Raw genomic sequence first — 12,787 nt, forward strand, 5'->3', positions numbered from 1 at the left:
GGGTGGCCGACGGTACCGCCGCCGGCCACCCACCCGGCCCGCACCGCACCGCACCCACACATCGCGCTGCACCGCACCGCTCGAAGGACCCCCATGCGCCGCCTGCCCCTGCTGCTCACCACCATCGCGCTGTGCGGCGGCCTGGCCGCGATCGGGGCACTCGACCGCACCGGACCCGGCGTCCACCGCCCCTCGGCGGACACCGCCCGGCCCCCGGGCAGCCGGTCCGGCCCCGACGGCTCGCTGACGCGCACGATCACCGCCGACCAGGAGCGGCTGCGGCAGGTGCCCGAGGACGCGGCGCTGTGGGCACGCCTGGGCGCCGAGTACGTCGAACAGGCCCGTCTCACCGCCGACCCGTCGTACTACCCCAAGGCCGACGAGGCCCTGCACCGCTCCCTCGCCCTGGCACCGCGGGCGAACGCCGACGCCCTCACCGGCCTCGGCGCCCTCGCCAACGCCCGCCACCTCTTCGACCAGGCCCGCGACTTCGCCGAACAGGCCGTCGCCGCCTCGCCGGCCCACTGGCCCGCCTACGCCGTGCTCACCGACGCCCGCACCCAGCTCGGCGACGACGCGGGCGCCACCGCGGCCGCCCAGCAACTCCTGGACCGCCGCCCCGGCACCGCCTCCTTCACCCGTGCCGCCTACGACCTCGAACAGCACGGCCGCACCGACGACGCCCGCGCCGCGCTCCGGCAAGCCCTCGACGGCGCCTACGACCCCGCCGACAAGGCCTTCTGCCAGTACCAGATCGCCGAACTCGACCGGAACTCCGGCCGCACCCAGGACGCCCTCACCGGCTACCAGCAGGCCCTGCGCACCGACCCCGACTACACCCCCGCCCTCGCCGGCCGGGCCCGCGCCGAAGCCGCCCTCGGCCGGAACGACGACGCCGTGCGCGACTACACCGCCGCCATCGCCCGCGTCCCGCTCCCCCAGTACCTGCTCGAACTCGGCGAGTTCCACGAATCCCTCGGCCACCCCGACCAGGCCCGCGACCAGTACCGGCTGCTGACCGCCGAACAGCGGCTCGCGGCCGCCAACGGCGTCGTCGACGACCTCACCCTCGGCCAGTACCAGGCCGACCACGGCGACCCGGCCGAAGCCGTCCGCCTGCTGCGCTCCGAGTGGGCCCGCCGACAGAACGTCCTCGTCGCCGACGCCCTCTCCTGGGCCCTGCACCGGACCGGCGCGGACACCGAAGCCCTCACCCTCGCCCGGCAGGCCCAGGCCCACGGCTGGCACAACGCCCTCTTCGGCTACCACCTCGGCGAGATCGAACACGCCCTCGGCCACACCGACGACGCCCGCACCCACCTCACCGAAGCCCTCACCACCGACCCCGCCTTCAACCCGCTCCAGGCCCCGCTCGCCCGCGCCACACTCGACACCCTCGGTTGAGGACAGCCGGGGAATTCGCCCCGTGCGGACGGCACGGTCACGACCCCCGGCGGCGCTCGCGTCTTACCGATCCGTGACACCGCCCGGTGTCGAGGGCCCGCGGCTCCGATCGGCCGCTAGCGTCGGCGGCATGAGAATCCTGGTCACCGGCGGTGCCGGTTTCATCGGCGTGTCCGTGGTCCGTGCCCTGGTCGCGGCCGGGCACGAGGTGCGGGTCCTGGACGCCCTGCTGCCCGCGGTCCATCCGACCGGGAAGGCACCCGCGCTGCCCCCGGGCGTCGACTTCCTCCACGGGGACGTCCGGGACGCGGCGGCCGTCGAGGAGGCGCTCGCCGGGGTGGACGCGGTCTGCCACCAGGCGGCGATGGTCGGCCTGGGACTGGACCTGGACGACGCGCCGCAGTACGTCGGCTGCAACGACCTCGGCACCGCGGTACTGCTGGCCGCGATGGCGCGGACCGGCGTCAGACGGCTGGTCCTGGCCGGGTCCATGGTGGTCTACGGGGAAGGGCGCTACCGCTGCGCGCAGCACGGCGAGGTGGCACCGGGCCCGAGGCGGCCCGCCGATCTCGACGCCGGACGGTTCGAGCCGCCCTGCCCGGTCTGCCGTGCTCCCCTGCATCCGGGCCTGGTCGCCGAGAGCGCACCCGTCGACCCGCGCAACGTCTACGCGGTGACCAAGCTCGCCCAGGAACACCTGGCCGCGGCCTGGGCACGGGCCTGCGGCGGAACCGTACTGACGCTGCGCTACCACAACGTGTACGGCCCCGGCATGCCGCGCGACACCCCGTACGCGGGGGTGGCGTCGCTGTTCCGGTCGGCCCTCGCCCGGGGCGAGGCGCCCCGGGTCTTCGAGGACGGCGGCCAGCGCAGGGACTTCGTCCACGTCGAGGACGTCGCCGCCGCCAACCTCGCGGCCCTGGCGGCCGTGGGCGACCGGCCGCCGGGCAGCGCCCGGGCGTACAACGTGGGCAGCGGCGAGGTACGCACCGTCGGCGGGATGGCGGCCGCGCTGGCCGCGGCGTACGGCGGCCCGGCGCCCGTGGTGACGGGCGAGTACCGGCTCGGCGACGTGCGGCACGTCACCGCCGACTCGACCCGGCTGCGCGCCGAGCTGGGCTGGCTGCCCTGCGTGCCGTTCGACCGCGGCATGGCGGAGTTCGCCGCCGCACCGCTGCGGGTCTGAGCTCAGCTCCGGGCGGACGGCAGGGCGATCTCGAAGCAGCAGCCGCCGGCGACGTTGTGGACGCGGGCGCGCCCGGCGTGGGCCTCGACGATGCCGCGGACGATGGCCAGGCCCAGGCCGGCACCGCTGCCGCCGGCTTCGGGCCGGCCGGCCGGCTCGCCCGGGTCGGCCGGCCTGGGCGTGCGGGCCGCGGTTCCGCGCCAGCCGGTCTCGAAGACCCGGGGCAGGTCCTGGGCGGAGATGCCGCCGCAGCCGTCGGTGACCGAGAGCACCACTTCGTCCGCCTCCCGCCGCGCGGACACGGCGACCACGCCGTCCTGGGGGGTCGAGCGGATCGCGTTGACCAGGAGGTTGCCCAGCACCCGGGTGATCTCGCGGCTGTCGACCTCGACCGGTTCCGGCTCCACCTGTCGGCCTTCGAGCCGGACGCCGCGCTGCCGGGCCAGCGCGTGGGCGCCGGCCAGGGCGTCGTCGACCAGGTCGTAGGCGGAGACCCGGGTGAGCGAGAGGGAGAGCGTGCCGGCCTGGATGCGGGAGAGTTCGAACAGGTCGTCCACCATGCCGGTGAGCCGCTCGACCTCGGTGCGGATCCGCTGGAGGTAGCGCTCGGGCTCCTCGGCGACACCGTCCTCCAGCGCCTCGGCCATGGCCCGCAGCCCGGCCAGCGGGGTGCGCAGGTCGTGGGAGATCCAGGCGACCAGCTCCCGCCGGGACTGTTCGAGGGCCTGTTCGCGGGCCCGGGACTCGGCGAGCCGGGCGCTGGTGGCCGCGAGTTCCTCGCTGAGCTGGGCCAGTTCGCGGCCCAGCGGGTGGGCGGGCGCGGTGAAGCCGGTGTCACTGCCGACGGTCCGGGCGGCCACGGTCAGCGCCCGGCTGCCGGCGACCACCTGCCGCCCCAGCAGCGCGGCGGTGCACAGCGACACGACCGCGGCCATGACGAGCACCGTGATGACGACGCCGAGGTCGTGGTCGGAGAGGAACATGGCCTGCGCGACGGCGAACGTCCCGGAGGTGACCGCGAGCACGGTGACGACGGCGACGCAGAACAGCGAGAGCGCCATCGAGCGTCGACGCAGGAGCCGGACGGCGGGCCAGCCGAGCAGGCCCGCGCCGCCGGCGCCGAGGGCGGCGAACAGCGCGATCAGCAGCAGGTCCTTCACGAGCGGTCCTCCTCGACGCCCTGCGCCGGGTCGTAGCGGTAGCCGACGCCCCACACCGTGCAGATCATCCGGGGAGCGGCGGGGTCGTCCTCGATCTTCTCGCGCAGGCGCCGGACGTGGACGGTGACGGTGGAGAGGTCGCCGAAGTCCCAGCCCCAGACGCGGGCCATCAGCTCCTGCCGGGAGAACACCGTCCCCGGATGCCGCAGCAGGAAGGCCAGCAGATCGAACTCCCTTGCCGTCAGCGAGAGTTCCTTCCCGGCTCGGTGGGCGCGGCGGGCCGGACCGTGGAGGGTGATGTCCCCGGAGCGGACGGGCTCGGCCGAGGTGCCGGGCGCCGGTGCCGCCGCGCGCGAGCGCCGCAGCACCGACTGGACCCGCAGGACGAGTTCGCGCGGGCTGAACGGCTTGGTGACGTAGTCGTCGGCGCCCAGCTCCAGACCGAGGATGCGGTCGGCCTCGTCGCCCCTGGCGGTGAGCATCACGACGGGCAGCTCCGCACCGGTGTCCCGGTCGCGCAGCCGCCGCAGCACCTCCAGGCCGTCGATGCCCGGGAGCATCAGGTCCAGGACCACGAGGTCGGGGCGGTGGGCGCGGGCGAGGGCGAGCCCCTGCGGGCCGTCCGCGGCACGGTCGACGTGGTGGCCGGCGCGGGCGAGGTAGCCGGCGACGACCTCGGCCACGGTCGGGTCGTCGTCGATCACCAGGATGCGGGCGCCGGCCGGCGGGCCGGTGGTGGCGGAGGGCTCGTTCACCCCGCCGAGGATAGGGGCCCCCGCACCGGTGCGGACGCCGTCGCGGCTCCCCGTTCGACCTCCGTAAGATTCGACCTCCGTAAGATCCGGGGGCCGGTGCGCGCTCCGGCGCGGGCCCCCGCCGGTCCCCGGTGGGCCGTCGGCGCGACGTTCGACTTCCGTAAGGCTGCGGCACCCCCGCGCGGGGCGGGCCCGCCCTTAGCGTGACCGGCGTGACCTCCACTCCCCCTCGACCGTCCGGTGTCGACGTCGTCCTGCCCTGCCTCGACGAGGCCGCGGCCCTGCCCTGGGTGCTCGGACGGATCCCGCCGGGCTGGCGGGCGATCGTCGTCGACAACGGCTCCCGGGACGGCTCGGCCGAACTCGCCCGAAGGCTCGGGGCGACCGTGGTCGAGGAGTCCCGGCGCGGATTCGGCGCCGCCTGCCACGCCGGGCTCCTCGCCGCCACCGCCGAGCTGGTCTGCTTCCTGGACTGCGACGGCTCCCTCGATCCCGCCCAACTGCCCCGGGTCACCGCTCCGGTGGCCGACGACACGGCGGACCTGGTCCTCGGCCGCCGCCGGCCGGCGACCCTGAGCGCCTGGCCCGTCCACGCCCGACTCGCCAACACCGTGCTGGCCGGCCGCCTGCGGGCCCGCACCGGCGCCCCCCTGCACGACCTGGGACCGATGCGGGCCGCCCGACGGGAACGCCTGCTCGCACTGGGGCTGGGCGACCGCCGCTCCGGGTACCCGCTGGAGATGGTGCTCGCCGCCTCGGCTGCCGGGATGCGGATCACCGAGACGTCCGTCGACTACCTGCCGCGCGCCGGCCGGTCGAAGGTCACCGGCACGCTGCGCGGCACCCGGCAGGCGATCCGGGACATGCGGGCCGTCCTCGCCGCCCCGCCGCCCACCCTGCTGGTCATCGCCAAGTCCCCCGTGCCGGGCCGGGTGAAGACCCGGCTCACCCCGGCGTGCACGCCCGAGCAGGCGGCCGCGCTGGCCGAGGCCGCGCTCTCCGACACGCTGCACACACTGGCCACCGTCCCCGCCGGGCGGCGCCTGCTCGTCCTGGACGGCGAACCGGGCCGCTGGCTGCCGCCGGGGTGGCAGGTCCTCCCGCAGAGCGGCGGCGGGCTGGACGCACGGCTGGCGGCGGCCTTCGGCCACGCTGCCCGGCTGGCCCCGAACGCGCCCGCGCTGCTCGTCGGCATGGACACCCCGCAGCTGAGCGCGGCCACCCTGGCCGAGCCGCTCTCGCCGACGGGCCGGGCGGGCACGGACGCCTGGTACGGGCCCGCGTCCGACGGCGGCTTCTGGGCCCTCGGTCTGGCCCGGCCGACCGAGGACCTCGCCCGCCGGCTCCTCCTGGGGGTGCCGATGTCGACCCCGGACACCGGGTCGGCGCTCCTCGACCGGCTCGGGACGGCCGGCCTCACGGTGCACCGGCTGCCCGAAGCCACCGACGTGGACACCGTCGAGGACGCCCTGCTGGTCGCCTCCCAGGCGCCGCGGAGCCGCTTCGCCGCCCGCCTGCGCTCGTTCCGGGCGGCCCCCGAGGTGGCAGGTTGAGCGGCACCGCGACGGCGTGGATCGACGACCCGTTCACCGAAGCCGTCCGCACCGGACGCGGTCCGCTGTGGCTGCGAGGCGACGACGGCCGCCGGATCCCGCTCGACATCGAGCGCTGGTGCGCGCCCGCCACCGGCGGCGACCACAGCCTGCTGCTGCGCTGCTTCCAGCTGTCCGCACCGGTCGTCGACCTCGGCTGCGGGCCGGGCCGGCTGGTCGCCGCGCTCCTCGCCCTGGGTGTCCCGGCACTCGGTGTCGACGTCACACCGGCGGCCGTCGCCCGCACCCTGGGCCTCGGCGGCGCAGCGCTGTGCCGGTCGGTGTTCGACCGGCTTCCGGCCGAGGGCCGCTGGGGTGCGGCCCTGCTGGCCGACGGCAATCTCGGCATCGGCGGGAACCCCGAGGCCCTGCTGCGGCGGGCCGCCGAACTGATCGCGCCGGACGGGCTGCTGCTGGTGGAGGTCGAGCCGCGGGAGGTCGACGAGCGGGTCACCGTCCGGGTCGAGGGCCCGGACGGGCGGCTCGGGCCGCCCTTCGCCTGGGCGCGCCTCGGTGCCGAGGCCGCCGTGGAGCGCGCCCGCGGCGCCGGACTCGTCGAGTCGGAACGCTGGACCTCCCACGGCCGGCGCTTCCTCGCCCTGCGCAGGTGCGCCGCGCCGGCCCGCTGAGGCTGTCGGCCGTACCGGGCGCGGTACGGCCGACAGCACGTCCTCAGCGGCTCACGGGCGGGGCGCGGGACCGCCGCGGGCCGGGTGCCCCCGGTCCGCGGCCGGTTCCGGGTCCGTGGCCGGTGCGGGGTCCGCGGCCGGTGCGGGCGCCCAGTGCGGGTGCTCGCGCTCGGCCCAGCGCCGGTCGACCCACCCGGTCCGCATCCCGCGCCTGGCCTCGGGATCCCGGAGCGCCATCCGGATGTGCCCGGCGGACACCACGGCGACGGCCGCGGCCAGCCAGTCGTGGACGAAGGTCGCACCGGTCCGCCAGGACGGCGGCGCCAGGTGGGTGAGCCACATCAGCAGACCCGTACCGAGCAGCACCAGCATCGTGCCGAGCGTCCACTGGGCGTACAGCTTCTGCCCGGCGTTGAACTTCCCCGCCGGGCGGCGGAACGCGCGCGCCCGTACCGCCCGCAGCCACGCCCGGTCCGCGGGGCCGAAACGGCTCAGCCTCGACACGTCCGCGCGTACCGCCCGGAAGCCCAGTCCGAGCAGCAGCGGTACCGGCAGCGCCAGTCCGCACCACACGTGCGCGGTGACGACGAGCCTTCGCCGCCCGACCAGTTCGGCCAGCGGCGCCAGGTAGAGGCAGGCGGCGGTGGCCAGGCACGCCAGCGCCAGCACGGCGGTCGCGCGGTGCACCCAGCGCTCGGCGCGGGTGAAGCGGAGCAGGAGGTCAGGCGGTCGGTGCATCGTCACGTCCGTTCGACCGGCCGACCCAGGCGTCGACGTCGTAGCCGTTCCGCTCCCAGTAGCCCGGCTCCACCGTGTCGGTGACGGTGATCCCGGACAGCCACTTGGCCGACTTGTAGAAGTACATCGGCGCGACGTACAGGCGGACCGGACCGCCGTGGGCGTGGGAGATCGGCGCGTCCTGAAGCTTGAGCGCGACCACCACGTCGTCCCGCCGGGCCTGCTCCAGGGTGAGGCTCTCGGTGTACTCGCCGTCGAAGCAGCTGAACCGCAGCGCCCGGGCGCCCGCGGTGACGCCGGCGGCATCGAGCAGGTGGGCCAGCGGCACGCCCTCGAACGGGGTGGACGGCACCCGCCAGCCCGTCACGCACTGCACGTCCCGCACGATCCGGCGCTGCGGCATCGCCTGCAGGTCCGCCAGGCGGTAGCGGCCGGGACGCTCCACCAGCCCGTCCACCGTCAGGGTGTAGGTGTCGGGGCCCCGGGCCGGCACCGAGGACGCCACCGAGTAGTACCGGAAGCCGCCTCCTCCCGGCAGCAGGCCGGTGAGACCCGTCGGGTCCTTGCCCGCCACGGTGTCCTGGGCGCGCTGGAGGTACGGGCCGGCCACGACTCCCGCCGCACCGAGCCCGAGCAGGCCCAGCACCACCCGACGGCCGACCGGTGTCCCCCGGCTCTCCTCGATCTGTTCACTCACGCCGATCTGTTCGCTCACGCCGCCGATTCGACCAGCCGGGGGCCGGCGCGACCAGGGCCGGCACCGGGACGTCAGACTTCCGTCACTTCTCGCCGAACGCCACCACGGCCACCCGCCCCGCACGACGCTGCCGCAGCAGCGGGACCAGGAGGACGACGCACAGCGCCGTGCCGTAGGCCAGCTGCTGCGCCACCTGACCTCCCGTCAGGTAGAGCGCCTGCCCGGCGGCCGGGACGGCCAGCCACTCCCAGCGACCGTCGAGGGCGACCAGCGCGACCAGCAGCAGCCCGTACCACGGGTAGGCGGGCGCGACCAGCAGCAGTGCCGTGCCCGTCACCAGGAGCGCGCCGGCCCACGGCCGGTCCCGGTCGCCCCGGCGGAGCACCCGGACCACCACCACCGCGAGCACCAGCGCCGCCGCCCACGGCAGGAGGCGGTCGGGCAGCACCAGCCGCAGCAGTCCGAACCGGTCGATGTGCCCCTGCTCGTAGCCCTCCTCCCGCAGGTAGCCCGGCAGGTAGCCCAGCACCGAGGTGCCCGAGGCCACGACGTACGGGAGGTAGGAGAGGGCGAAGGCGCCGAGGGTGGAGCCGAGCAGCAGCACGTCGGCGCGGGTCGGGCGCCGGGACAGCAGGCCCGACAGGGCGCCGGGCAGGGCCAGGGCCGGCAGCAGTTTGGCCGCGACCGCGCCGCCCAGCAGGACGCCCGCGCGGACCGCCCGCCCCGACTCGGACCACCCCCGTACCGCCCGCCCCCGCGTCTCCCGCGCCCGTACCGCCCGCGCCCGCCGGGACCGTCCCCGTACCGCGCAGCCCAGCGCGGCGACCGTCAGCAGTGCGCCGAGCGTGTCGACGTGCGCGTCGTTGACGGCCCACACCGTCACGCCGGGGAACCACCCCCACAGCGCGGCGCGCCACGCCTCCCGCCCCGTCACCAGCAGGAGTCCGGTGACCGCCACCGCCAGCACCGCACCGCCGGCCTGCACCGCGCGGACCCCGCCGCCGAACGGGTGCACGGCGAGGAACCAGGCCTGCGCGACCGGCGGGTAGATGGTGTGCACGGCCGGCCGGTTGATGCGGGTGCAGTCCCCGGCCCCGGTGCGCCGCTCGTCCCAGCCGGCGCACCCGTCCCCCACCGGGAAGAGCCCGGGATCGCGCAGCCCCGCCAGCGCCGGATCGTCCGGGGTCCGGGCGTAGGGCGAGATCCCGGCCGCCTGGACCCGGCCGTCCCAGACGTAGCGGTAGGCGTCGTCGCTGGTCCGCGGCGGCGCCAGCAGACCGACGGCGGCCACGGCGACGCCACCGGCCAGGACCAGCGGCACGACCTGCTCCCGGGGCACCCCGCGCAGCAACAGCACCGCGACGGCGAAGAGGGCGGTGTCGAGGAGGTACCAGCAGGCGAGCGGGAGGACGCCGCCGTGGGCGACGGTCAGCGCCAGGGCGGTGACCAGGGCGGCGAGGGCGAGGAGACAGCGCAGGACGGTCCGGGAGATCACGTCGCCCACCCTCCCACCGGCCGGCCCCCGCACCCGGGGCGGCGAGGCCGCCGTTCGAAATCGGTAAGCACGTCGGAGCACCGCAGGAACGCGCCAGGGCGCTTCGATGGAGAGGTGGAAACCGATCCCGCCGACTCCGGCGCCCCCGTCCGTCGCCGCCGCCGCTATGACCCGTCGCTGCCCGCTCCCCCGGCGTTCCTGCGGCGCGGGCCGTTGCGCGAGGGCGCGTTCACCTCACCGCTGCACGAGCCGCGGACCGTGGTCGTCGTCGGCCGCTGGCTGGGCCTGGCCGTCCTGCTCTGCTTCCTGACCGGCCTCACCAGCCACCTGCTCCAGGACCCGCCCGGCTGGCTCGCCCCGCACCTGCCCGCACGGCCGGTGAACGGCTACCGGGTCACCCAGGGCCTGCACGTGATCAGCGGTCTGGCCGCGATCCCCCTGGTCGGCGCGAAACTCTGGGCGGTCTATCCGCGGCTCTTCGAGTGGCCGCCGGCGCGCAGCGTGCTGCACGCCCTGGAGCGGATCGGCATCGCCGTCCTCGTCGCGGCCGTCCTGATGGAGCTGTTCACCGGTCTGCTGAACACCCTGCAGTGGTACCCGTGGCCGTTCCCGTTCCGGCAGACCCACTTCTGGCTCGGCTGGCTGGCGACCGGCGGACTGCTGGTCCACCTGTCCGTCAAGGCGCCGCTCATCGCCGCGCACTGGTGGCGCCGGGCCGCTCCGGCCCTGGCGCAGCGCCGCGCGTTCCTCGCGGCGACCACCGCCGCCGTCGGCACCGTCACCCTCGTCACGGCCGGACAGAGCGTGCCCTGGCTGCGGGCCCTGGACCTGCTGGCCCCGCGCCGCCCCGACATCGGCCCGCAGGGCCTTCCGGTGAACCGCACCGCCGCCCAGGCCGGCACGATCACGGTGCCCGCCGGCTGGCGGCTGCGGGTGGACGGGCCTCGGCCGTACGAGCTCACCCTCACCGAGCTCGGTGAACTCCCCCAGTACGAGGTGGAGTTGCCCATCGCCTGCGTGGAGGGCTGGAGCGCCACCGCCCGGTGGGGCGGGGTCCGGGTCTCCGACCTGCTGCTGCGCGCCGGAGCCCCGGCCGGCTCCTCCGCCCGGATCACCTCGTTGGAGGCCGAAGGCCCCTACCGGGTGATGGAGATGCCCGCGCAGTACGTCGACGATCCGCTCAGTCTGCTCGCCCTGCGCGTCAACGGTGAGGTGCTGACGGCGGATCACGGGTTCCCGGCGCGGATCATCGCGCCGAACCGGCCCGGTGTCCTGCAGACCAAGTGGGTCACCCGGATCGAGGTGACGGCATGACCGTCGTGATCCGTGGTCTGCTGCTGGCGGCCGGCGCGGCCCTGATCGGCTACGGCCTGTCCGGGCTGCTCGGCGACCCGTACATCACCGACCCGCTGGACGTCCTGGTCTGGGCGGTCGGAGGGCTCGTGATCCACGACGGAGTGTGGGCGCCGCTGCTGTGCCTGCTGGGCGCGTTCCTGGTGCGCGGGCCGGTGCTGCGCGGCTGGCTGGTCGTCGCGGCGGCCGTGACCGCCGTCGGCCTGCCGGCCGTCCTGCGCGCGGGCGACGACAACGGCAACCCGACCGTCCTGCCGCTTCCCTACCTCCGCAACTGGCTGCTGGTGCTGGCCGCCACCGCCGTCCTCGCGCTGCTGGTCGCGCTCGTCGGGCGGTGGCGGCGCCGGGATCGATCCGTCAGGCACCGGGGTGGTGCCCTCGGGCGCCGGGGTCGTGCCGTCAGGCGCCGGGCACCCCGGGAAGACCGGTCGTGAGGCCGTCCAGGGCGTGCGGGCAGGCGCACCCGCGCACGAGGGGCAGCCGCTCCAGCGCCTTGAACAGCACGGTGCGCAGCCGGTCGACGTTGCGGGCGAACTCCTTCAGCACCTCGCCGTGGGTGACGCCCTCACCGCTCTCGACGCCCGCGTCGAGGTCGGTGACCAGGGCCATCGAGGTGTAGCAGAGCCCGAGTTCACGGGCCAGGACGGCCTCCGGGTGCCCGGTCATGCCGACCACCGACCAGCCGTTGGCGGTGAACCAGCGGGACTCGGCGCGGGTGGAGAAGCGCGGGCCCTCGATCACCACCAGCGTGCCGCCGTCGACCGGCTCCCAGGCCGCCTCCCGGGCGGCCTCCATCGCCACGCGCCGCCCCTGCGGGCAGTACGGGTCGGCCATCGACACGTGCACCACCTCCGGCACCGTGCCGTCCGGCAGCGGCAGGCCGTCGTAGAAGGTCTGCGGGCGTCCGGAGGTCCGGTCGACGAACTGGTCGGGCACCAGCAGGGTGCCCGGCCCGTACTCCGGGCGCAGCCCGCCGACCGCGCAGGGTGCCAGCACCTGCCGCACGCCCAGGGAGTGCAACGCCCACAGGTTCGCGCGGTAGTTGATCCGGTGCGGCGGGAGCCGGTGGCCACGCCCGTGCCGCGGCACGAAGGCGACCCGGCGGCCGACCACCTCACCCACGAACAGCGCGTCGCTCGGCTCGCCGTACGGGGTGTCCACCCGCACCTCGGTCACGTCGTCCAGCAGCTCGTAGAGGCCGGAGCCGCCGATCACGCCCACCTCGGCGCTCGGCAGGACGTTCTGGTCGGCCGTCATCGCGGTCCACCTCTCTTCTCGGGAACAACCTTCCGGCCACTGTAGGAACGGACCGCGCCGGAACCAGGACACCGGGCCTTACGAATCGCGAACGTCACGTCACGCTGCGAACGCGGCACCCGGGCCGGCGGACCCGCCCGCCGGCACGAACGCCTGCCTCTGGGAATCGCCACCGTCAGCACGGCCGGTCGAAACGCGTCCCCGGGCCGGCGGTCAGGCTGTGTTCAGGTCCCGCACGTCAGCCTCGGTCGCATGACGACCGCCGCTGAACGGCACACGGCGACGCCCGACGCCGGCCCCTCGGTGTCGGTCTGATCAACACTTCATTGATCTTCACCGCCGTGCCGGCCGTCGTCCTGGGCCGGCAGCTCAGGACCAGGCCTGCACACCGTTCGCGTACTGGCTCACGGTCGTGGTGCCGAGCGTCACCGGCACTCTGTACACGGACATCCTCACCGACAGCCGGGGGCCCGGCTCAGGACCCGGTCCGGGACCGGAGCCGGCCCAGGACCGGGCGGAGC

At 75.7% G+C, this 12,787-nt stretch carries 12 protein-coding genes and 1 pseudogene; 7 read left to right on the forward strand and 6 right to left on the reverse strand.

The window, feature by feature from the left end; all coding sequences use genetic code 11:
- The first annotated feature begins 93 nt into the window (after positions 1 to 93).
- Together ACFV04_RS01270 and ACFV04_RS01275 are read left to right on the forward strand one after the other, a co-directional pair.
- Positions 94 to 1,404, forward strand: coding sequence for a tetratricopeptide repeat protein (locus ACFV04_RS01270; RefSeq protein ID WP_380525971.1), 1,311 nt, complete (start codon positions 94 to 96; stop codon positions 1,402 to 1,404).
- A gap of 130 nt (positions 1,405 to 1,534) precedes the next feature.
- Positions 1,535 to 2,590 carry an NAD-dependent epimerase/dehydratase family protein gene (locus ACFV04_RS01275; protein WP_380525973.1) on the forward strand — a complete coding sequence of 352 codons (1,056 nt, stop codon included), beginning with the start codon at positions 1,535 to 1,537 and terminating at the stop codon, positions 2,588 to 2,590.
- 2 nt (positions 2,591 to 2,592) lie between these two features.
- Here ACFV04_RS01275 and ACFV04_RS01280 read toward each other — a convergent pair whose 3' ends face one another.
- Both ACFV04_RS01280 and ACFV04_RS01285 read right to left on the reverse strand, forming a co-directional pair.
- Entirely contained in the window at positions 2,593 to 3,750 is a 1,158-nt protein-coding gene (locus ACFV04_RS01280; RefSeq protein ID WP_380525975.1) for a sensor histidine kinase, read from the reverse strand.
- Positions 3,747 to 4,505 carry a response regulator transcription factor gene (locus ACFV04_RS01285; RefSeq protein ID WP_380334337.1) on the reverse strand — a complete coding sequence of 253 codons (759 nt, stop codon included), beginning with the start codon at positions 4,503 to 4,505 and terminating at the stop codon, positions 3,747 to 3,749. Before ACFV04_RS01285 ends, ACFV04_RS01280 begins: the two co-directional genes overlap by 4 nt.
- A 203-nt stretch (positions 4,506 to 4,708) precedes the next feature.
- Here ACFV04_RS01285 and ACFV04_RS01290 point away from each other — a divergent pair.
- From ACFV04_RS01290 to ACFV04_RS01300, 3 genes and pseudogenes are all read left to right on the forward strand, one after another.
- Positions 4,709 to 5,431: pseudogene (locus tag ACFV04_RS01290) on the forward strand (glycosyltransferase family 2 protein); the annotation flags it as partial.
- Between the two features lie 6 nt (positions 5,432 to 5,437).
- Positions 5,438 to 6,058, forward strand: coding sequence for a DUF2064 domain-containing protein (locus tag ACFV04_RS01295; RefSeq protein ID WP_380526122.1), 621 nt, complete (start codon positions 5,438 to 5,440; stop codon positions 6,056 to 6,058).
- Positions 6,055 to 6,726, forward strand: coding sequence for a methyltransferase domain-containing protein (locus tag ACFV04_RS01300; protein ID WP_380525977.1), 672 nt, complete (start codon positions 6,055 to 6,057; stop codon positions 6,724 to 6,726). The genes ACFV04_RS01295 and ACFV04_RS01300 overlap by 4 nt, the downstream gene beginning before the upstream one ends.
- A 51-nt stretch (positions 6,727 to 6,777) precedes the next feature.
- On the opposite strand, the gene ACFV04_RS01305 is transcribed toward ACFV04_RS01300, so the two are convergent.
- From ACFV04_RS01305 to ACFV04_RS01315, 3 genes are all read right to left on the reverse strand, one after another.
- Positions 6,778 to 7,464 carry a cytochrome b/b6 domain-containing protein gene (locus tag ACFV04_RS01305; RefSeq protein ID WP_380525979.1) on the reverse strand — a complete coding sequence of 229 codons (687 nt, stop codon included), beginning with the start codon at positions 7,462 to 7,464 and terminating at the stop codon, positions 6,778 to 6,780.
- Positions 7,448 to 8,179 carry a molybdopterin-dependent oxidoreductase gene (locus ACFV04_RS01310; protein WP_380525981.1) on the reverse strand — a complete coding sequence of 244 codons (732 nt, stop codon included), beginning with the start codon at positions 8,177 to 8,179 and terminating at the stop codon, positions 7,448 to 7,450. The genes ACFV04_RS01305 and ACFV04_RS01310 overlap by 17 nt, the downstream gene beginning before the upstream one ends.
- A 64-nt stretch (positions 8,180 to 8,243) precedes the next feature.
- Entirely contained in the window at positions 8,244 to 9,656 is a 1,413-nt protein-coding gene (locus tag ACFV04_RS01315) for a hypothetical protein (protein ID WP_380525983.1), read from the reverse strand.
- 114 nt (positions 9,657 to 9,770) lie between these two features.
- Between ACFV04_RS01315 and ACFV04_RS01320 the strand changes: the two genes are divergently transcribed.
- Together ACFV04_RS01320 and ACFV04_RS01325 are read left to right on the forward strand one after the other, a co-directional pair.
- Positions 9,771 to 10,970: a molybdopterin-dependent oxidoreductase gene (locus tag ACFV04_RS01320; protein ID WP_380525985.1), complete on the forward strand. Its 1,200-nt coding sequence runs from the start codon at positions 9,771 to 9,773 to the stop codon at positions 10,968 to 10,970.
- Positions 10,967 to 11,443: a hypothetical protein gene (locus tag ACFV04_RS01325; protein WP_380525987.1), complete on the forward strand. Its 477-nt coding sequence runs from the start codon at positions 10,967 to 10,969 to the stop codon at positions 11,441 to 11,443. The genes ACFV04_RS01320 and ACFV04_RS01325 overlap by 4 nt, the downstream gene beginning before the upstream one ends.
- Here ACFV04_RS01325 and ACFV04_RS01330 read toward each other — a convergent pair.
- Positions 11,409 to 12,266, reverse strand: coding sequence for an S-methyl-5'-thioadenosine phosphorylase (locus ACFV04_RS01330; protein WP_380334316.1), 858 nt, complete (start codon positions 12,264 to 12,266; stop codon positions 11,409 to 11,411). The genes ACFV04_RS01325 and ACFV04_RS01330 overlap by 35 nt on opposite strands.
- Between the last annotated feature and the right edge of the window lie 521 nt (positions 12,267 to 12,787).

This window comes from Kitasatospora sp. NPDC059599 (assembly GCF_042735125.1).
In the GTDB taxonomy this organism is placed as follows: Bacteria; Actinomycetota; Actinomycetes; order Streptomycetales; family Streptomycetaceae; genus Kitasatospora.

Bases quoted from the DNA above. Each gene is read 5' to 3' on its own strand.
- ACFV04_RS01270 (WP_380525971.1), top strand. From the start codon at position 94: ATGCGCCGCCTGCCCCTGCTGCTCACCACCATCGCGCTGTGCGGCGGC.
- ACFV04_RS01275 (WP_380525973.1), top strand. From the start codon at position 1,535: ATGAGAATCCTGGTCACCGGCGGTGCCGGTTTCATCGGCGTGTCCGTG.
- ACFV04_RS01305 (WP_380525979.1), bottom strand. From the start codon at position 7,464: ATGCACCGACCGCCTGACCTCCTGCTCCGCTTCACCCGCGCCGAGCGC.
- ACFV04_RS01325 (WP_380525987.1), top strand. From the start codon at position 10,967: ATGACCGTCGTGATCCGTGGTCTGCTGCTGGCGGCCGGCGCGGCCCTG.
- ACFV04_RS01330 (WP_380334316.1), bottom strand. From the start codon at position 12,266: ATGACGGCCGACCAGAACGTCCTGCCGAGCGCCGAGGTGGGCGTGATC.